Raw genomic sequence first — 18,280 nt, forward strand, 5'->3', positions numbered from 1 at the left:
ACTTCATGTTAACAATGACGTTTTTGGTAAAAACGCTAATCGATCTCTACGTCATGGTGCTGTTGCTGCGCATCTGGATGCAGTGGTCACGTTGCGATTTTTATAATCCGCTTGCCCAGTTTGTCGTGAAGATCACTCAGCCGATTGTGAAACCGTTGCGTCGCATTCTGCCTGCGTTGGGTCCGATTGATACGGCTTCTCTGCTGCTGGCGTTTGTGCTCACTACGCTGAAATATCCGCTTCTGCTGCTGATTCAGGTCGGCGTGTTCTCTGTCGATCCCGCTAACTTATTGGTCGGCCTGCTGTCGCTACTGAAATCCGCCGGTTATCTGGTGTTCTGGGTCATTATTATCCGTTCCCTGATGAGCTGGATCAGCCAGGGCCGCGGTCCGATGGACTATGTGCTGATTCAGCTGACCGAGCCGTTAATGGCGCCGATTCGCCGCATTCTGCCCGCGATGGGCGGCATCGACTTCTCCGCCATGATCGTCATTCTGGTGCTGTATGCCCTGAATTTCCTCGGCATGGACCTGTTCCCGGGTCTCTGGTATTTGCTGTAAATGAACCAAACTGGAACTGTTATGCAAAAAGTTGTTCTTGCCACCGGTAATCCCGGCAAAGTCCGTGAACTGGCGGATCTGCTCTCCGCCTTTGGACTGGATATCGTGGCGCAAACCGACCTCGGCGTTGAATCCGCCGAGGAGACCGGCCTGACCTTTATTGAAAACGCCATCCTGAAAGCGCGCCATGCCGCGCAGGTGACCGGGCTGCCCGCTATCGCAGATGACTCCGGGCTGGCCGTCAACGCGCTGGGCGGCGCGCCGGGCATTTATTCGGCCCGCTATGCCGGTGACGACGCCAGTGACCAACAGAACCTGGAAAAGCTGCTTCAGGCGCTGGAAAGCACCCCGGACGGACAGCGTCAGGCCCAGTTCCACTGCGTGCTGGTGTATTTACGTCACGCTGCCGATCCGACGCCGCTGGTGTTTCACGGCGCCTGGGACGGCGAAATCACCCGCACCCCAGCCGGTGAAGGCGGCTTCGGCTACGACCCGGTGTTCTACATTCCGGCATTGGGTAAAACCGCCGCCGAGCTGACAAAAGCAGAGAAAGGAAAAGTCTCTCATCGAGGTAAAGCATTGACGCTGTTACTGGAAGCGATGCGTAATGCCTGATTTACCCCCGCTGAGTTTATATATCCATATTCCCTGGTGCGTCCAGAAATGCCCTTACTGCGATTTTAATTCTCACGCGTTAAAAGATGAGGTGCCGCACATTGAGTATGTGCAGCACCTGCTGCGCGATCTTGAAAACGATCTGCCGCTGATTCACGGACGTGACGTGCGCACGATATTTATCGGTGGCGGAACGCCAAGCCTGTTAAGCAGTAGCGCGATGCAGATGCTGATGGATGGCGTACGCGCGCGCCTGACGCTGGCAGAAGGGGCGGAGATTACGATGGAGGCGAATCCAGGCACGGTCGAAGCCGACCGTTTCAGCGCCTATCAGCGCGCCGGGATTAACCGCATCTCCATTGGGGTACAAAGCTTTAGCCCGCAGAAGCTGGAACGTCTCGGTCGCATCCATGGTCCCGAGGAAGCGAAGCGCGCCGCGGCGCTGGCGCAGGGCCTGAACCTCCGCAGCTTTAACCTCGATCTGATGCACGGTTTGCCCGACCAGTCACTGACGGAAGCGCTGGACGATTTGCGTCAGGCGATCGCGCTTAATCCTCCGCATTTGTCCTGGTATCAGCTGACCATCGAACCGAATACGTTGTTTGGCTCACGTCCGCCTAAATTGCCCGACGACGATGCGTTGTGGGACATCTTTGAGCAGGGACATCAGCTGCTGACCGCTGCCGGTTATGAGCAATATGAAACATCGGCCTATGCCAAACCGGGATACCGCTGTGAGCACAACCTGAATTACTGGCGTTTTGGCGATTATCTTGGGATTGGCTGTGGTGCCCATGGCAAGCTGACCCAACCCGATGGCCGTATTGTTCGCACGGTCAAAGTGCGCCATCCGCGGGGTTTTATGAAGGGCAACTATCTCGATAAACAGTACGAGGTAGCAGACAGTGACAAGCCGTTCGAGTTCTTTATGAACCGTTTCCGGTTGCTGGAGCCTGCGCCACGCGCGGACTTCAGCCGCTATACCGGACTGAATGAAGCGCTGATTCGTCCACAGCTCGATCAGGCTATTGCCGCAGGTTACATCACTGAAACAGCGGACATCTGGCAAATTACCGAGAAGGGCAAACTGTTTCTGAACTCGCTACTGGAACTGTTCCTGGCCGACGAGTAACGCGCTTCGGGTTCGGCGTGCAAACTGCGGCTGTATGAAGGAGGCCGAATCCTTATCCGCGCTCGGTATTCTGTCTCAGTTGCAACAACCGGGTATTGATGATGGCAATGTTCACCTCGCAGGGCATGCCATCATCCAGATAAACCGTCTCATTAATCTCCAGCGCCGCCTCATTCGCACTAAAATTCAGCAGTCTGAGTTGCTCACTGTCGGTCACGTTAATCGCATTAAGCTGCTGGTCGCGGCGCTGAATCTTTTTGCCGGTGATTTGTTCAATGTAAGAGTATTTCGAGATTTCCAGCCGGCCAAACTCCATGCTGCTGAACAGGCTGACAGGCAGGTGGATATATTCCAGCGCCACGGGAATATCGTCAAAGCACATCAGTCGAAGAATTTTGTATATCTGATCGCTGTTTCTGATACGTAACGCCTGCGCCATCTCCGGTCCGGGCACCTTGATGATGCTGGCAGTGAGCACCTTTCTGACCGCTTTATGGCCTTTTTTATGAGCCTGATAATCGAAGGGCGAAAGCGCATGGAACCGGCCAGCGTGATTGCTCTTGCCGATAGAACCGACAAACAGTCCCGACCCCTTCACGCGATAAATACGCTGCTGCTCAATCAGAATACGGGTTGCTTCCCGTACCGTCGCCCGGGTGATACCGATGTTCTTTGCTATCGCAATTTCGGTATCCAGCTTGTCGCCCGGCAGCAGTCCGTCCTGCATGATCTTGGTCAGAATATAGTCGACAACCTCTTTTTGTTTCTCTGTTATGCCATCGAACATCACGCTGTTCCCGAATAGTAAGCCCGTGCCTGCGGTGCGCCGCCGCATCGCCTGTATGCCTGATTTCCGTCGCTGCGTATGAGTGAGACAGGAACCAGTGTGATCCAGCTAACGATTTTGCACTCCAGTGTCGCCTGTCCAGCCAGAATTGATTCTTGCATATTGTATCTGTACAGGTCGAGGTGCATCATCAAGATGACTAGACATGTTAAACATGTCTATACGTATAAATAAATTTGTGCAACAGGCAATTGTCAGAACTGACGCCTGCTTTAGCAATAAAAGTCATTACTAATCAAATAACTGGTTTTGACTTTTTATCTACCCTGACGTGTGTGGAAGAGAATCAGGAAAAACAAACAGGTTGACCGCCTGAAAAAGGCAAAAAGCTGACTGTACATCTTGCAATGACAAGCAGCCTGCCTGCTGGCCCAACTTTTTTATCCAGGACACCGTATGGCAAATCTTACCCAATGGCTGAATGCTGAAAAAATTCAATACATTGAGCGCGTTTCCGACTGGAAAGAGGCGATTCAGGTCACCGGTAATCCTCTCTGCCGTGAAGGCGCTATTTCGCAGGATTACATTGACACCATCGTCCGGCTCAAAGAAGAGACCGGCCCCTACTTCGTGATCGCCCCCCGAATCGCGATGCCACATGCGCGTCCTGAACAGGGCGCGAAGAAACTGGGCTTGTCCGTCGTGAAACTGGCAACCCCTGTCAACTTTGATGCTGATGAAAACGATCCTGTCGACATCCTTTTTATGTTCTCGGCCCCTGACAGCAACAGCCATATCGAGATGATTTCGCAGCTGGCTGAAGTGCTGACAGACGAGGACATCATGCAACGCGTTTATCACGCACAAAGCCAGCAGGAACTGTGCACGGTTCTGCTGGCAGACGACCTTATCAGTTAACAATTTCAAATAAGAAGAGGTAGTTATGAAAATTATGGCAGTGTGTGGTTCAGGCCTGGGAAGCAGCTTCATGATGGAAATGAACATCAAAAAAGTGCTTAAAGCGATTGATATGACGGCGGAGGTCGAACATGCCGACCTCGGCTCGGTGACGCCGGACGTCGCAGACGTATTCGTGATGGCAAAAGACATTGCCTACAGCGCTAATCTGCCCCCGGAAAAAGTCATTATCATCAACAACATCATCGACCTGAAAGAAGTTGAGCAGAAAATTCGCGACTACTTCAACAAATAACACCGTTATCCCCTTTGATAAGAACACTTACCGCTGAGGTTATTATGTTTATACAAAACCTTTTACTGGTAGTTGTCGATGTGCTGAAAGTCCCTTCGATTCTGGTCGGGTTAGTCGCGATGTTCGGCCTGATCGCGCAGCGCAAGCCGTTGCCGGATGTGATAAAGGGAACGGTAAAAACGATTCTGGGCTTTTTAGTGCTGGCAGGCGGTGCCACCGTTCTGGTGGGCTCGCTGACGCCGCTCGGCGATATTTTTAAGCACGCATTCAACGTTCAGGGCATTATTCCTAATAACGAAGCGATGGTATCCATCGCGCTGGCGAAATACGGCGCGCCTACCACGCTGATTATGGCGTTCGGCATGGTGGCAAACATTACCGTCGCCCGCTTTACCCGCCTGAAATATATCTATCTCTCTGGCCACGTCACCTTCTATATGGCCTGTATGATTGCCATTATTCTGTCCGTTGCCGGTTTTGAAGGTGTGCAGCTGATTTATACCGGTTCGCTGACGCTGGGCATGCTGATGGCCTTTTTCCCGGCCCTGGCTCAGCCCTATATGCGTAAAATTATCGGTCACGATCAGGTTGCGCTGGCTCATACCGGCACGGTGGGTTATGTCCTGTCAGGCTGGATAGGCTCTATAGTTGGCAAAGGTTCAAAGTCCACCGAAGAGATGAACATGCCCAAAAACCTGAGCTTTTTGCGCGACAGTACCATCTCCATCTCTCTGACCATGATGATCATCTATTTTATTTTGTCCGTCTCGGCGGGCAGAGAGTATGTTGAAAGTCAGTTCAGTCATGGTCAAAACTATCTGGTGTATTCGTTTGTGCAGGCCATTACCTTTGCTGCCGGGGTCTTTATTATCCTGCAGGGCGTGCGCTTAATTCTGGCGGAGATTGTACCGGCCTTTACGGGGTTTTCAGAGAAGCTGGTGCCCAGCGCGCGTCCTGCTCTGGACTGCCCTATCGTGTTTCCCTATGCGCCCAATGCCGTTCTGGTCGGCTTTATTTCCAGCTTTATCGGTGGACTCGTCGGGTTGTTTATCCTTGGGCAGCTGCACTGGGTGCTGATTTTGCCCGGCGTGGTGCCGCACTTTTTCTGCGGGGCGACGGCGGGCGTCTTTGGCAATGCGACGGGCGGCAAGCGGGGTGCGATGATTGGCGCCTTTGCACACGGTATTCTGATTACCTTCCTGCCGGTTGCGTTACTGCCTGTGCTGGGTGCGATTGGTCTGACGAATACCACATTCTCAGATACGGACTTTGGCGTGACAGGGATTCTGCTGGGTAACATGGCGAGGTTCCTCGATAAAGGCACCATTACCATGATTATTACGGGCATCTTTGCGCTGCTGGTGATCTATAACTATGTCGCCGGTAACAAGACCGTGACCAAAGAAGCTAACAGCGACTGAGACAAAATGGGGCTGATGATTCAGCCCCTTCTTAACAGGGCAGGACATAAAACGGGTTAATTAAATGATTTAACCAGCGTTTTACGGTCTTTTTCCAGCGAGATAACCCGGTTACAGACGTCTTTACCAAACTGCTGGAAGTCCGTTTCCTGATTATTCCATTCGCTCTGAATGGCGTTCTGGAGACCACCAAGGTTACCCATCAACCCCTGCAGCCCGCTGCCGCCACCGTTGGTCATGGCTTTCGTCCCCATCTCATTAATGCTGTCCTGCAGGATACCGCCCATCGCCTGATTCACCAGTTGCTGCCCATCGGCACGAACCTGATCGATCGCCTGGTGATGGAACGTCAGTCCGTCACTGCGATGTTCAATAATGCGGTTCATCTGGGTTTTTAACTGGGCATTCAGCGTGGCCAGTCGGCTGTGCAAGCGGCTTGATTCCCCTACCTGCTCAGTGATGATCTTATCCAGCGCCAGCCGACCTTTATCCAGACGGGACGTGGCACCATTATCGATCCACGGCAGATCGCGACGTAACGCATTTTGGTAATTAATGGCCTGCTGACGACTGGCGGCGTTCATCGTGATTTTTTGCCCGTTGAACTGCACATCGCCCTGCGGCGAAATCACAAGATTGCCGTTTGCGCCAACGACCTGCACGTTTTGTGGGCTAATGACCACATCATCCTGTGGTTTAACGCTGCATTCCCAGGCCGCCTGGGCCTGCGTTGCCGCCAGCAAGAGGCCAGCGACCAGCACGTTACGAATCATACGTTCTCCCTGTCTGGGTGTGAAAGCGACATCGCTGGTAACTTAGTCCCACCAGACGTCAAAGAGTTCGGTCACCTTCACATCCAGTAACTGGCGATCTTCCAGCCATTTACGTACCAGCTCGCGATGTTCCTCGGTGCATTTACCGGTTTGCTGCAGGCAGATTAACCCTTCCCAGGCCAGATAGCCGCTGCCGTCATAAGCCAGGCCATTGGGATCGATCGCTTCGTTAATAAACTGATTCAGCGTATCGTCGATAACCTCTTCAGAGGTGCCGTCCGGGAAGCGCCAGGCTACGGAAAAGCCCAGCTCCTGAAACTCATCAATATGCAATTTTTTACGTAAACGACGGCTGCGTTGTGTGGCCATTATTTCACCCTCTCAAACATTAAATCCCAAACGCCATGGCCCAAACGCTGCCCGCGCTGCTCAAATTTGGTCAGTGGACGCGTCTCAGGACGCGGCACATACGTATTGTCTTCAGACAGGTTTCGATAACCCGCGATGCTGCTCATCACCTCAAGCATATGCCCGGCATAGGCTTCCCAGTCGGTCGCCATATGGAACACACCGCCCAGTTTCAGTTTACGCATCACAAGCTCGGCAAACGGCACCTGCACGATACGGCGTTTGTTGTGACGGGCTTTATGCCACGGATCGGGAAAGAACAGCTGAACCATGCGCAGTGAATTATCCGGGATCATTTTCTCCAGCACTTCCACCGCATCATGACACATCACCCGCAGATTGCTGACATTGGCCTCTTTCGCCGACGCCAGGCAGGCTCCCACGCCGGGCGCATGCACTTCGATGCCCAGGAAGTTTTGATGCGGATTATTTTGCGCCATGGTGACCAGCGACGCGCCCATACCAAAACCGATCTCCAGCGTGACAGGCGCATCGCGCCCAAACAGCGCGGGCAAATCAATGGGCTCTGGCTGATATTCAACACCCATTTCCGGCCAGTAGTTGTCCAGCGCCTGCTGCTGGCCTTTGGTTAAGCGGCCCTGGCGGCGCACAAAACTACGAATCCGACGCAACGGGCGTCCATTTTCATCATATTCTGGGGTGATGACGTCATTAATCATGTTGAAGCCTGCTGGTTAGCCTGTTCAGGGAAACGGGCATTATGCAAAGTTCAAAAGCAGAAGCAAGCCTTTGCCACTTTCCGCGCGCACCCGGCGTGTTTTGACATGCGTTTTCCTGCCTGAGTGTAGAGTAATGCAAGAAAATTGCCTGGGAGGCTGCTGGCCGGAAACAGAATTATAACGTCATGGTCTGCCGCCGTTGCTGGCTGAGCTTGCGGTACTGTTGTGGCGACATGCCGACATACCTGGCAAAGGTGCTGTAAAAGCGACTACTGGAACGGAAGCCGGCCGTCAGCGCCACATCCAGCACGGTAATATCGGTATCGCTCAGCAGCGCCCGGACATGGTTAATGCGCATCGCGGTAATGTACTGTTTTAGCGTAAGCTGCATGACGCGTTGAAAGATGCCCATGGCATAGTTTGCATTAAGCTTGACGTGCTCTGCGACGTCATTGATTGTCAGAGCCTGGTCATAATTGTCGGCAATATAGCTCAGCATCTGGCTGACATAAAACTGCGCATGGCGCGACACGCTGTTTTTGTGTGTCCGCGACGTTTTGTTCACCAGCACAGGCTGCCACCCTGACAGACTAAAGCGTTTAAGCATCAGGCCAATTTCATCCACAGCAAGCTGGCGAATCTGTTCATCCGGGCTGTTCAGTTCCTGCTGCCAGCGCTGCACTTCAAAGGCGCTGAGCTGCTGTTTTGCCACAGACTTAATCACCATGCCATGTGTGACATGATTGATGAGTTCCCGGTCGAGCGGCCATGACAGAAACAGATGCATCGGCAGATTAAGGATAGCCATGTTCTGGCAGTTACCGGGCCGGGTAAGCTGGTGCGGTGTACAGGCCCAAAACAGCGTGATATAGCCCTGCTTAATCTGCACGACTTCATTATTGATTAAATATTCCACGTCCCCGTCGAACGGCACATTGACCTCAACCTGCCCATGCCAGTGACAGCTGCTCATCGCCAGAGGCCGACGCAGTTCGATATCCATACGTTGATATTCGGAATAGAGCGACAGCGGGCTGCGGGTTTGCTTTTCGTCACTGCTGCACATATGCGGATCGGGCGGCAGCGTGGCAACGGGCTGTAATGTCGTCATGATTCTCTCCTGAATTATCAGAACCCCGCCCAGCGTACCCGCGGAGACGGTCAAAAACAGCAGTGGATTCCCTATACTAAGCGCTCTTTCAGACCAGATACTCTTCTTTTTACGTTAATTTATCCCAAAAACTCAGATCTGTTCGTTGCCAGCATCTGATCTGAGTTTTTGGGAATGCTCATCCGATAAGACGGAAGTTTTCGCCCGCACAGCGTGCCACCATGAGATTATCCCACCCTGTCATGGAGCGTTCTGATGTCTGCACCCAAAATTACCTTTATTGGCGCGGGTTCCACTATCTTCGTCAAGAATATCCTTGGCGATGTCTTCCATCGCGATGCGCTAAAATCGGCCCATATTGCCCTGATGGATATTGATGCAACCCGGCTTGAAGAATCCTATACCGTCGTCAGTAAACTTATGGATTCCGCGGGCGCGGCTGGCCAGATTACCTGCCACAGCGAGCAGAAAGCGGCCTTAGCGGATGCGGATTTTGTCGTGGTCGCCTTTCAGATAGGCGGCTATCAGCCCTGTACCGTCACCGATTTTGAGGTCTGTAAACGCTATGGTCTGGAGCAGACCATAGCCGATACGCTGGGCCCCGGCGGCATTATGCGCGCCCTGCGCACCATCCCGCACCTGTGGCAGATTTGCGAAGACATGACGGAAGTCTGCCCGCATGCCACCCTGCTTAATTACGTCAACCCCATGGCGATGAACACCTGGGCAATGTATGCGCGCTATCCCCATATCAAACAGGTTGGGCTGTGCCACTCGGTACAGGGAACGGCGGAGGAACTGGCCAACGATCTGAATTTAAATCCTGCCGATCTGCGTTACCGCTGCGCCGGGATTAATCATATGGCGTTTTATCTGACGCTGGAGCGTAAAACCGCTGACGGCAGTTACGTTGATCTCTATCCCGACCTGCTGGCGGCCTGGAACGCTGGCCAGGTGCCGAAGCCCAACCTGCACGGCAATACGCGCTGTCCCAACATTGTGCGCTATGAAATGTTCAAAAAGCTGGGCTATTTCGTCACCGAATCCTCAGAGCACTTCGCAGAATATACACCGTGGTTTATCAAACCAGGCCGCGAAGATCTTATTGAACGGTATCAGATTCCGCTGGATGAATATCCCAAACGTTGTGAAGAACAACTGGCGGAATGGCGAGCAGAACTGGCACGTTACCGTCGCGCCGAACGTATTGAAAGCAAACCCTCGCGTGAGTACGCCAGCACGATTATGAACGCTATCTGGACCGGCGAACCGGCGGTCATTTATGGCAACGTGCGTAATGATAGCCTGATCGATAATCTGCCGCAGGGATGCTGCGTGGAAGTCGCTTGTCTGGTCGATGCCAATGGGATTCAGCCCACCAAAGTCGGCACGATTCCGTCACATCTGGCCGCCATGATGCAAACCAATATCAATGTGCAGACACTGCTGACCGAAGCCATTCTGACTGAAAACCGCGATCGGGTTTATCACGCCGCCATGCTGGATCCGCATACGGCAGCGGTATTAAGCCTTGATGAGATCTATGCACTGGTGGACGAACTCATCACTGAGCACGGCAGTTGGTTGCCCGCCTGGCTTCATCGTTAATTCTTTGTCGCCGGATGCTATGGTCCGGTCGCGATTCTACGTCATAACAGTGGGCGGGCGCTGGCAACAGCGACCCGGCAACCGATGAGCATTTCGATAACGACAAAACTCAGTTACGGATGTGGTGCGTTTGGAAAAGACTTCGCGATTGGCATTGTTTACCTCTACCTGATGTATTACTACACCGACGTAGTGGGATTATCGGTTGGCATGGTCGGCACGTTGTTTTTAGTCGCCCGGATCTGGGATGCGATTAACGATCCCATTATGGGATGGATCGTTACCATTACACGTTCTCGCTGGGGGAAATTTAAACCCTGGATTTTAACTGGCACGCTGACAAACTCGCTGGTGCTGTTCGCGTTATTTAGCGCCCACCTGTTTGAAGGGACGACACAGCTGGTTTTTGTCTGGGTCACCTACATTCTGTGGGGAATGACCTATACCATAATGGATATTCCGTTCTGGTCACTGGTACCGACCATTACGCTGGACAAACGTGAGCGCGAAGAGCTGGTGCCCTGGCCACGCTTTTTTGCCAGCCTCGCTTCCTTTGTCACGGCCGGCATTGCGCTACCGTTTGTCAGTTATATCGGGGGCGACGATCGCGGCTTTGGCTTTCAGATGTTTACCCTGCTCCTGATCGTGTTTTTCATCGCGGCAACCCTCATCACGCTGCGTAATGTTCATGAGGTTTATTCATCAGACGGCGCGCAGACCCAGGACGGCGGCCGGATGGGACTGAGCGCGATCGTCGGCCTTATCTACCGCAACGATCAGCTTGCCTGCCTGCTCGGTATGGCGCTGGCCTATAACATTGCGGCGAATATCATTACCGGTTTTGCGATTTACTATTTTACCTATGTGATCGGCGATGCCAGTCTCTTCCCTTACTACCTCTCCTATGCTGGCGCGGCGAACCTGGCAACACTGGTTCTGTTCCCCAAATTAGTGAATCTGCTGTCACGCCGGATACTATGGGCGGCGGCGTCTGCCCTGCCGATTCTGAGCGGCGGTGTGCTGTTCGCTATGGCATTAGCAGGCAGTCACGCGACATCCTTAATCGTTATTGCCGGGATTTTATTCAATACCGGAACGGCGCTTTTCTGGGTGCTTCAGGTAATTATGGTGGCGGATACCGTAGATTACGGCGAATACAAACTGCATGTGCGCTGTGAAAGCATTGCCTATTCGGTGCAAACCATGGTCGTTAAAGGCGGCTCTGCGCTGGCGGCTTTCTTTATCGCTGTCGTGCTGGGCATGATTGGCTATCTGCCCAACATCAACCAGTCGCAGGAAACCCTTGCTGGCATGCAGTTTATTATGATCGTGCTGCCCGCTGTCTTTTTTGCCCTGACGCTGCTGCTCTATTTCCGTTTCTATACACTGAACGGCGACATGCTACGGAAAATTCACATCCGCCTGCTGGATAAATACCGTAAGCCACCGGAAAAGGAAGCGGTGCCGATCGCAGCAACCAAAGAGATAAAAATTTAAACGCGAAGCCCCGACCCGGGGCTTCTGTTTTAAGTCTGACTTTCGGCTATGCCCGAAAACGAGAAACAACCCGTGTTTTATCAGCAACATTTCCATCGCCTTCTTGTGTGTAACCGGCCTTATCTGACAACCGGGCCTCAGTGGCCACCAGAAAGAAACAGGCCTTTGCAATCTTCAGGTTTACTCTCAGTGGCGCTTATGCTGGAATTCCCGCCTGAATGTCGCGTAATCACGGAAATATCCCCTTTATGATGCAAGCCCCGCAGTTCGCGCAACAGGTGCTGGACTGGTATCAACGCTTTGGCCGCAAAACCCTGCCGTGGCAGTTGGAGAAAACACCTTATAAGGTGTGGCTGTCTGAAGTGATGTTACAGCAAACCCAGGTCGCCACCGTTATCCCCTATTTTGAGCGCTTTATGGCGCGCTTTCCGACCGTCAGCGATCTGGCCGCCGCGCCGCTGGACGAAGTGCTGCATCTCTGGACCGGTCTGGGTTACTACGCGCGTGCGCGTAACCTGCACAAAGCCGCCAAACAGGTGGTTGAGGTGCACGGCGGCGCGTTCCCGCGCAACTACGATGACGTCGCCGCGCTGCCCGGCGTAGGCCGCTCGACAGCGGGTGCGATCTTATCGCTATCGCTGGGCCTGCACTTCCCGATTCTGGACGGTAACGTGAAACGGGTTTTGGCTCGCTGTTACGCAGTGGCTGGCTGGCCGGGCAGGAAAGATGTTGAAAAACGTCTGTGGCAAATTAGTGAAGACGTGACGCCAGCCGAGGGCGTCAGTCAGTTTAACCAGGCCATGATGGATCTGGGCGCCATGGTTTGCACCCGCTCGCGCCCGAAATGTGAAATCTGCCCGCTCAGCGATGGTTGCGAAGCCCGCGCGACGAACAGCTGGGCAAACTATCCGGGCAAAAAACCTAAGCAGACGTTGCCTGAACGCAGCGGCTGGTTTTTGATGATGCAAAACGGCGACAATGTCTGGCTTGAACAGCGTCCGCCGGTGGGTTTATGGGGCGGTTTATTCTGCTTCCCGCAGTTCACCAGCGAAGACGATCTGAACGCCTGGCTGTCGACGCGCGGCATCCATGCCAAACCGCAGCAGCTTACGGCATTTCGTCACACCTTCAGCCATTTTCATCTGGATATCGTTCCCATGTGGCTGTCATGGCCTTCTGCCGGGGCATTAATGGATGAAGCTGGCGGTCTCTGGTATAACTTAACGCTGCCGCCATCTGTGGGATTAGCCGCACCTGTAGAGCGTCTTTTACACGAACTGCGCCATCCCCAGCCGTTGCCTGTGGGCGACGGTGAGATTAATGAGGAAGAGTAATGAGCCGCACCATTTTTTGTACTTTTTTACAACGCGACGCTGAAGGGCAGGATTTTCAGCTCTACCCTGGCGATCTGGGAAAACGCATTTACAATGAAATCTCGAAAGAAGCCTGGCAGCAATGGATGGCTAAGCAGACGATGCTGATCAACGAGAAAAAACTCAATATGATGAATCCCGACGATCGCAAAGTGCTGGAAAAGGAAATGATCAATTTCCTGTTCGAAGGTAAAGACGTTCATATTGAAGGCTACACGCCACCCGAAGCATAACTTTATTGGCCTCCGTGTTGAGGCCGTTTTCCAGGTCAGGCACGTATTTTAGATGAATAAAAAGCTGATAGCCCTGCTGGTGATTGCCCCCCTTTTGGTGTCCTGCTCCGGTAAAAAACATCCGGAATATTCAGAGGAATGGGTCAAAGATACCAACGGATTTGACATTCTGATGGGGCAATTCGCCCATAACATTGAGAACATCTGGGGTATCAATGAGGTCCTGATCGCCGGACCGAAAGACTACGTTAAATACACCGACAATTATTACACCCGCAGCCACATCAACTTTGAAAGCGGGAACATCACCATTGAGACCATTTCCGGTACCGATCCTGCCGCCAGTCTGCGTCAGGCGATCGTGACTACGTTACTGATCGGCGACGATCCGGGAAATGTCGATCTCTACTCTGATGCCAACGACATTCAGATCAGTAAAGAGCCGTTGTTGTACGGACAGGTGCTGGATAACACCGGTCAGGCGATTCGCTGGCAGGGACGTGCTCAGGCCTTTGCTGACTACTTGATTGCCAATAAACTGCAACGCCGTACGTCCGGCCTGCATGTAATCTACTCGGTCACGATTCCGATGGTGCCAAACCATCTGGATAAGCGTGCGCATAAATATCTGCCTATGGTGCGTAAAGCCGCCGAAGAGTACGGTGTAGATGCGTCTCTGATTCTGGCTATTATGCAGACCGAATCCAGCTTTAACCCCTACGCAGTCAGCCATTCTGATGCGCTCGGGCTGATGCAGGTAGTGCAGCATACCGCCGGTGTGGATGTATTCCGCATGAAGGGCAAATGGGGCAAACCGAGCCGCAGCTATCTGCTGGATCCCGAGAACAACATTGATGCCGGTACTGCCTATCTGTCGTTGCTGCAGAGCAACTATCTGGCCGGTATTCAGGATCCGGTTTCACGCCGCTATGCGGTTATCACCGCCTATAACGGCGGCGCCGGTAGTGTACTGCGCGTGTTCTCCAGCGATAAAGATCGTGCCTTTACCATTATTAACAGTATGTCGCCGGGTCAGGTTTATCAGACGCTGTCGAAGCAGCATCCGTCGGCGGAATCGCGGCGGTATTTGTATAAGGTGAGTTCGGCGCAGCGGAGTTATCACAGGTATTGATTTGGCGGGGTTCCGCTCAGCAGGTGCTGCGGGTTGCTCTGAGCGGGTTCCGCCCGCTTGGTGGCGGGAGCTGCGGGTTGCTCTGAGCGGGTTTCGCCCGCCTGATAGCGGGAGCTGCGGATTGCTCTGAGCGGGTTCCGCCCGCCTGGTGGCGGGGCTGCGGGTTGCTCTGAGCGGGTTCTGCTCACCAGGTGGCGGGGGCTGCGGGTTGCTCTGAATGGGTTCCGCTCACCAGGTGGCGGGAGCTGCGGGTTGCTCTGAGCGGGGTCCGCTCACCAGGTGACGGGGCTGCGGGTTGCTCTGAGCGGGTTCCGCCCGCCTGGTGGCGGGAGCTGCGGGTTGCTCTGAGCGGGTTCCGCCCGCCTGGTGGCGGGAGCTGCGGGTTGCTCTGAGCGGGTTCCGCCCGCCAGGCGACCGGGAGTTTCAGCCTGCCCGTGCAGGCGGACGTGTTAAGGGGCTCGCGCCAGCCCCTTAACAATCCCGGCGGCCGTCAGCCGTCGCTGTTCCTTCGTCTCTCACTCCGGCCTCACGGGCCGTCCGGATGCGCCCTCCCTGGCGCAGCCGTCCTCGTCGCGGCATCCCTGCCGCGCCGCCCTGGCCTCCGTTCTCTCCTCAGCGCGCCGGATGCCGGCAGAAAAACCCCCGCCTGCCAGTCCTGGGTTTTTAAAAAGCCGGTGTTGTCTGTGGTCAGTGTATGAAGTGAGGATCAAAAATGAACGCTTTAATAAACAGGGCATTGACTCAAAACCAGCCGACTGTAGGACTTTCCGGTCACCTACAGCGACACCGGAAGTGGCTTTAACACAGAGATAGTGAAGCGGGGGTTTGGGGCGGCCTTCCCACCCGCTGAGCGGATGAGGGATTTCCGGATGAGCCGACAGGACGTCGGCGAGAGCCGGGCCGCGCCACGGAGGGCGCGTCCTGGCGGTCCGCAGAAATCCTGAAGCAGCGAAGGCACCGCGAAGCGGCGGGTGGGCAGGACGGGAGCCCGGGGTCAAGGGGCCGCGGCGGCTGGCGGCCCCTTGTCGGTCGCCCGCACCGGGCAGACTGAAACTCCAGGCCGCCTGGCGAGCGAAACCCTCTCAGTGTTTCATAAGCTGTCAGCGACTCAAACCTTCTCAACGCCTGCTCGCGCAAGCATCACCGCAACTCATTATCTGTATCCAAAGCAATAAAAACGCCTGAACAGGCGCAAATCTTAGAGCGGGGGAATTGGGCAGGACAGGAGCCGGGGTCAAGGGGCCGCGGCGGCTGGCGGCCCCTTGTCGGCCGCCCGCACCGGGCTGGCTGAAACTCCAGGCCGTCTGGCGAGCGAAACCCTCTCAGCGTTTCATAAGCTGCCAGCGACTCAAACCATCTCAGGGCCAGCCATGGCCCCTGATTCCAGCCAGGCTGTGCAAACAGCCACCCAGCACTTACCCCTGCATCATGTTCGCCACCAGGTACTTACGTCCCTCGGCATCTTCCTCGGTGTAAACGCCCTGTAGCTCGGGTGAAAAACCCGGGAGCTGGTTGATGCCTGCTTCCAGCGCAAGAAAATAACGCTGTACCGCCCCACCCCAGGCTTCACCGGGAACAACACAGAGTACGCCAGGCGGATAAGGCAGCGCGCCTTCCGCGGCGATGCGCCCTTCTGCTGACGCAATCGGCACCAGCTCCACATCACCGCGAATATAAGCCTGATGTGCGTCCTGTGGATTCACTTTGACCTGAGGTAAGCCCTGCTCACGGAACATGAGACGTTGCAGATCTTTCACATTGAAGCTCACGTACAGGTCATGCATCTCCTGGCACAGGCGGCGCAACGTGTATCCGGCGTAGCGTTTGGCGTTCTTACGGTAAAGCGTGGGCAGGACTTCAGCCAGCAACGTGTCGTCTTTTACATGCTGCTCAAACTGCGCCAGCATGGCGACCAGGTTGGCCATTTTCTCCGGGCTTTCCGCTGGCGTAAGTAGAAACAGGATGGAGTTAAGGTCACATTTTTCCGGCACGATGCCATTTTCACGCAGGTAGTTGGCCAGGATCGTCGCCGGAATCCCAAAGTCAGCATATTCGCCGCTTGCCGCGTCAATGCCCGGCGTGGTCAGCAGCAGTTTGCAGGGATCGACGCGGTACTGATCGCGATCGTATCCTGCAAAACCGTGCCATTTGGCGTTGGGTTCGAAGCTGAAATAGTGCAGATCCCGCGCGATCTCCTCTGTGGGCGCATCCTGCCAGCGTTTGCCGTTCACCGTTTCAGGAACAAAAGGCAGGATCATATCGCAGCGCTCAAAGATTGCCTTGCGCGCCTCAATGCCCAGCATGACGCACTCGTCCCACATGCGACGTCCCGCCTCGCCCTGGTGCATTTTGGCGTTAATATCCAGTGCGGCAAACAGCGGATAAAACGGGCTGGTAGAGGCGTGCAGCATAAAGGCGTTATTCAATCGCTTATGCGGGCAGAAACGCTTCTGACCACGGATATGGTTGTCTTTTTTATGAATCTGCGAGGTCTGTGAAAAGCCCGCAAGCTGCTTGTGTACCGACTGCGTCACAAAAATGCCGGGATCGTTTTCGTTTAACGACAGCGTCAGCGGTGAGCAGCCTTCCATCAGCGGAATAAACTGTTCGTAGCCCAGCCAGGCGGAGTCAAACAGGATGTAGTCACACAGATGACCTATGCGATCCACCACCTGACGCGCGTTGTACACCGTGCCGTCATAGGTGCCTAACTGGATAATCGCCAGGCGGAAAGGACGTGCTTCCTGCGCTCGCTCAGGGGCCACGTTGGCGATCTGAGCACGCAGATAATCCTCATCAAAACAGTGCGCGTCAATGCCTCCGATGAAGCCAAACGGATTACGGGCCGCTTCGAGATAAACGGGCGTTGCGCCAGCCTGAATCAGCGCCCCATGGTGGTTGGACTTGTGGTTGTTGCGGTCAAACAGCACTAAATCGCCGCGCGTCAGCAAGGCATTCGTGACCACTTTGTTGGCGCTTGAGGTGCCGTTCAACACAAAGTAGGTTTTATCGGCATTAAAAACTTTGGCAGCAAACTTCTGTGCATGCTTGGCCGATCCCTCATGGATCAGCAGATCGCCCAGCTTGACGTCAGCGTTACACATGTCTGAGCGAAAAACGTTTTCGCCATAAAAATCATAAAATTGCTTACCTGCCGGATGCTTTTTAAAAAAGGCACCGCCCTGATGACCGGGGCAGGCAAATGTACTGTTTTGCATATCGACATAGCGGGTCAGCGTTTCAAAGAACGGGGGCAGCAACTCAGCTTCATACGCCTGCGCCGCCGTTTCCAGTGCCGCCCAGTCCTGCGGTTCACCGTTCAACTCACCCGTCACGCCGGGCAGATGCATGACCTCTTCTTCAAAGGCATTGGCAACAAACACCGGTAAGTTAAAACCGGTATGCCGCAATAAGGCCAGCACGCCACTGCGTGTATCCGCAAGCGAGACGACCACAGCCGCCACATCGGTAAAATCAGTATTATCCAGCGTGACCACGTCGCGCGCAGTATTCAGGGACAGACTTGGCGCAACGGCGGCGCTGGCAGCAATTTTAAGTGGTGTCATAACACAAATCCCTAACAGTCAGGGAGTGGGTGCCTGAGGCACGGCAATAGGGAAATTTCCCCGGCGAATGATATCTGACGGGCCAAACCGATAGACATCAGTAAAGAGTAGTCCTTACTCATGTCCAACAGCAACGACCAGGCTGGCGTCACCGCATAGTGACGGAAATTT

17 protein-coding genes are annotated in these 18,280 nt (G+C 54.3%); 11 read left to right on the forward strand and 6 right to left on the reverse strand.

Features of this window, described 5'->3' with window-relative positions:
• Positions 1-5: 5 nt before the first annotated feature.
• The 3 genes from C7433_RS13850 to hemW are packed head-to-tail and all read left to right on the forward strand — an operon-like array spanning position 6 to position 2,307.
• Complete coding sequence (locus tag C7433_RS13850) at positions 6-560, forward strand: YggT family protein (RefSeq protein ID WP_006120855.1); 555 nt, start codon at positions 6-8, stop codon at positions 558-560.
• A gap of 21 nt (positions 561-581) precedes the next feature.
• Positions 582-1,175, forward strand: a complete 594-nt coding sequence (locus C7433_RS13855) for an XTP/dITP diphosphatase (protein WP_006120856.1) — start codon at positions 582-584, stop codon at positions 1,173-1,175.
• A complete protein-coding gene (hemW, locus tag C7433_RS13860; protein WP_033739660.1) occupies positions 1,168-2,307 on the forward strand; it encodes a radical SAM family heme chaperone HemW in 1,140 nt (379 codons plus the stop codon). The genes C7433_RS13855 and hemW overlap by 8 nt, the downstream gene beginning before the upstream one ends.
• A gap of 52 nt (positions 2,308-2,359) precedes the next feature.
• On the opposite strand, the gene C7433_RS13865 is transcribed toward hemW, so the two are convergent.
• Positions 2,360-3,094: a GntR family transcriptional regulator gene (locus C7433_RS13865; protein WP_039339294.1), complete on the reverse strand. Its 735-nt coding sequence runs from the start codon at positions 3,092-3,094 to the stop codon at positions 2,360-2,362.
• Positions 3,095-3,550: 456 nt separating this feature from the next.
• On the opposite strand from C7433_RS13865, the gene C7433_RS13870 reads away from it, so the two are divergent.
• Genes C7433_RS13870 through C7433_RS13880 form a run of 3 tightly spaced genes read left to right on the forward strand, consistent with a single transcriptional unit; the run spans position 3,551 to position 5,728 of the window.
• Positions 3,551-4,012, forward strand: a complete 462-nt coding sequence (locus tag C7433_RS13870; protein ID WP_054633250.1) for a PTS sugar transporter subunit IIA — start codon at positions 3,551-3,553, stop codon at positions 4,010-4,012.
• Positions 4,013-4,037: 25 nt separating this feature from the next.
• Entirely contained in the window at positions 4,038-4,307 is a 270-nt protein-coding gene (locus C7433_RS13875) for a PTS sugar transporter subunit IIB (RefSeq protein ID WP_006120860.1), read from the forward strand.
• 44 nt (positions 4,308-4,351) lie between these two features.
• Complete coding sequence (locus tag C7433_RS13880) at positions 4,352-5,728, forward strand: PTS ascorbate transporter subunit IIC (protein ID WP_033739662.1); 1,377 nt, start codon at positions 4,352-4,354, stop codon at positions 5,726-5,728.
• 56 nt (positions 5,729-5,784) lie between these two features.
• On the opposite strand, the gene C7433_RS13885 is transcribed toward C7433_RS13880, so the two are convergent.
• The 4 genes from C7433_RS13885 to melR all read right to left on the reverse strand — a co-directional run bounded on the left by C7433_RS13885 (position 5,785) and on the right by melR (position 8,700).
• Positions 5,785-6,501, reverse strand: a complete 717-nt coding sequence (locus C7433_RS13885; RefSeq protein WP_110268369.1) for a DUF2884 domain-containing protein — start codon at positions 6,499-6,501, stop codon at positions 5,785-5,787.
• Positions 6,502-6,543: 42 nt separating this feature from the next.
• Positions 6,544-6,870, reverse strand: coding sequence for a YggL family protein (locus C7433_RS13890; RefSeq protein WP_058702224.1), 327 nt, complete (start codon positions 6,868-6,870; stop codon positions 6,544-6,546).
• Complete coding sequence (trmB, locus tag C7433_RS13895; RefSeq protein WP_033739664.1) at positions 6,870-7,589, reverse strand: tRNA (guanosine(46)-N7)-methyltransferase TrmB; 720 nt, start codon at positions 7,587-7,589, stop codon at positions 6,870-6,872. The genes C7433_RS13890 and trmB overlap by 1 nt, the downstream gene beginning before the upstream one ends.
• Positions 7,590-7,764: 175 nt before the next feature.
• A complete protein-coding gene (melR, locus tag C7433_RS13900; protein ID WP_006120865.1) occupies positions 7,765-8,700 on the reverse strand; it encodes a transcriptional regulator MelR in 936 nt (311 codons plus the stop codon).
• A 252-nt stretch (positions 8,701-8,952) separates the two neighbouring features.
• On the opposite strand from melR, the gene C7433_RS13905 reads away from it, so the two are divergent.
• The 5 genes from C7433_RS13905 (at position 8,953) to mltC (ending at position 14,543) form a co-directional block, all read left to right on the forward strand.
• A complete protein-coding gene (locus tag C7433_RS13905; protein ID WP_110268370.1) occupies positions 8,953-10,308 on the forward strand; it encodes an alpha-glucosidase/alpha-galactosidase in 1,356 nt (451 codons plus the stop codon).
• A gap of 84 nt (positions 10,309-10,392) precedes the next feature.
• The gene (gene melB, locus C7433_RS13910) at positions 10,393-11,805 is read left to right on the forward strand and encodes a melibiose:sodium transporter MelB (RefSeq protein WP_110268371.1); all 1,413 of its coding nucleotides are present in this window, start codon (positions 10,393-10,395) and stop codon (positions 11,803-11,805) included.
• A gap of 248 nt (positions 11,806-12,053) precedes the next feature.
• The gene (mutY, locus tag C7433_RS13915) at positions 12,054-13,139 is read left to right on the forward strand and encodes an A/G-specific adenine glycosylase (RefSeq protein WP_110268431.1); all 1,086 of its coding nucleotides are present in this window, start codon (positions 12,054-12,056) and stop codon (positions 13,137-13,139) included.
• Entirely contained in the window at positions 13,139-13,411 is a 273-nt protein-coding gene (locus C7433_RS13920; protein WP_006120869.1) for an oxidative damage protection protein, read from the forward strand. Before mutY ends, C7433_RS13920 begins: the two co-directional genes overlap by 1 nt.
• A 52-nt stretch (positions 13,412-13,463) precedes the next feature.
• On the forward strand, positions 13,464-14,543 hold the full coding sequence (mltC, locus tag C7433_RS13925) for a membrane-bound lytic murein transglycosylase MltC (RefSeq protein WP_033739669.1): 1,080 nt from the start codon (positions 13,464-13,466) through the stop codon (positions 14,541-14,543).
• 1,415 nt (positions 14,544-15,958) lie between these two features.
• Here the strand turns inward: mltC and C7433_RS13935 are convergent.
• Complete coding sequence (locus tag C7433_RS13935; protein WP_039342318.1) at positions 15,959-18,109, reverse strand: ornithine decarboxylase; 2,151 nt, start codon at positions 18,107-18,109, stop codon at positions 15,959-15,961.
• Between the last annotated feature and the right edge of the window lie 171 nt (positions 18,110-18,280).

It is taken from the genome of Pantoea sp. PNA 03-3, from assembly GCF_003201175.1.
Classification (GTDB): domain Bacteria; phylum Pseudomonadota; class Gammaproteobacteria; order Enterobacterales; family Enterobacteriaceae; genus Pantoea; species Pantoea stewartii.

Excerpts from the sequence above, each read along its gene's own strand:
- mutY (WP_110268431.1), top strand. The coding sequence starts at position 12,054 with ATGATGCAAGCCCCGCAGTTCGCGCAACAGGTGCTGGACTGGTATCAA.
- C7433_RS13935 (WP_039342318.1), bottom strand. The coding sequence starts at position 18,109 with ATGACACCACTTAAAATTGCTGCCAGCGCCGCCGTTGCGCCAAGTCTG.
- C7433_RS13880 (WP_033739662.1), top strand. The coding sequence starts at position 4,352 with ATGTTTATACAAAACCTTTTACTGGTAGTTGTCGATGTGCTGAAAGTC.
- C7433_RS13890 (WP_058702224.1), bottom strand. The coding sequence starts at position 6,870 with ATGGCCACACAACGCAGCCGTCGTTTACGTAAAAAATTGCATATTGAT.
- melR (WP_006120865.1), bottom strand. The coding sequence starts at position 8,700 with ATGACGACATTACAGCCCGTTGCCACGCTGCCGCCCGATCCGCATATG.
- melB (WP_110268371.1), top strand. The coding sequence starts at position 10,393 with ATGAGCATTTCGATAACGACAAAACTCAGTTACGGATGTGGTGCGTTT.
- C7433_RS13865 (WP_039339294.1), bottom strand. The coding sequence starts at position 3,094 with ATGTTCGATGGCATAACAGAGAAACAAAAAGAGGTTGTCGACTATATT.
- C7433_RS13875 (WP_006120860.1), top strand. The coding sequence starts at position 4,038 with ATGAAAATTATGGCAGTGTGTGGTTCAGGCCTGGGAAGCAGCTTCATG.
- C7433_RS13870 (WP_054633250.1), top strand. The coding sequence starts at position 3,551 with ATGGCAAATCTTACCCAATGGCTGAATGCTGAAAAAATTCAATACATT.
- C7433_RS13850 (WP_006120855.1), top strand. The coding sequence starts at position 6 with ATGTTAACAATGACGTTTTTGGTAAAAACGCTAATCGATCTCTACGTC.
- C7433_RS13920 (WP_006120869.1), top strand. The coding sequence starts at position 13,139 with ATGAGCCGCACCATTTTTTGTACTTTTTTACAACGCGACGCTGAAGGG.
- mltC (WP_033739669.1), top strand. The coding sequence starts at position 13,464 with ATGAATAAAAAGCTGATAGCCCTGCTGGTGATTGCCCCCCTTTTGGTG.
- hemW (WP_033739660.1), top strand. The coding sequence starts at position 1,168 with ATGCCTGATTTACCCCCGCTGAGTTTATATATCCATATTCCCTGGTGC.
- C7433_RS13855 (WP_006120856.1), top strand. The coding sequence starts at position 582 with ATGCAAAAAGTTGTTCTTGCCACCGGTAATCCCGGCAAAGTCCGTGAA.
- C7433_RS13885 (WP_110268369.1), bottom strand. The coding sequence starts at position 6,501 with ATGATTCGTAACGTGCTGGTCGCTGGCCTCTTGCTGGCGGCAACGCAG.
- trmB (WP_033739664.1), bottom strand. The coding sequence starts at position 7,589 with ATGATTAATGACGTCATCACCCCAGAATATGATGAAAATGGACGCCCG.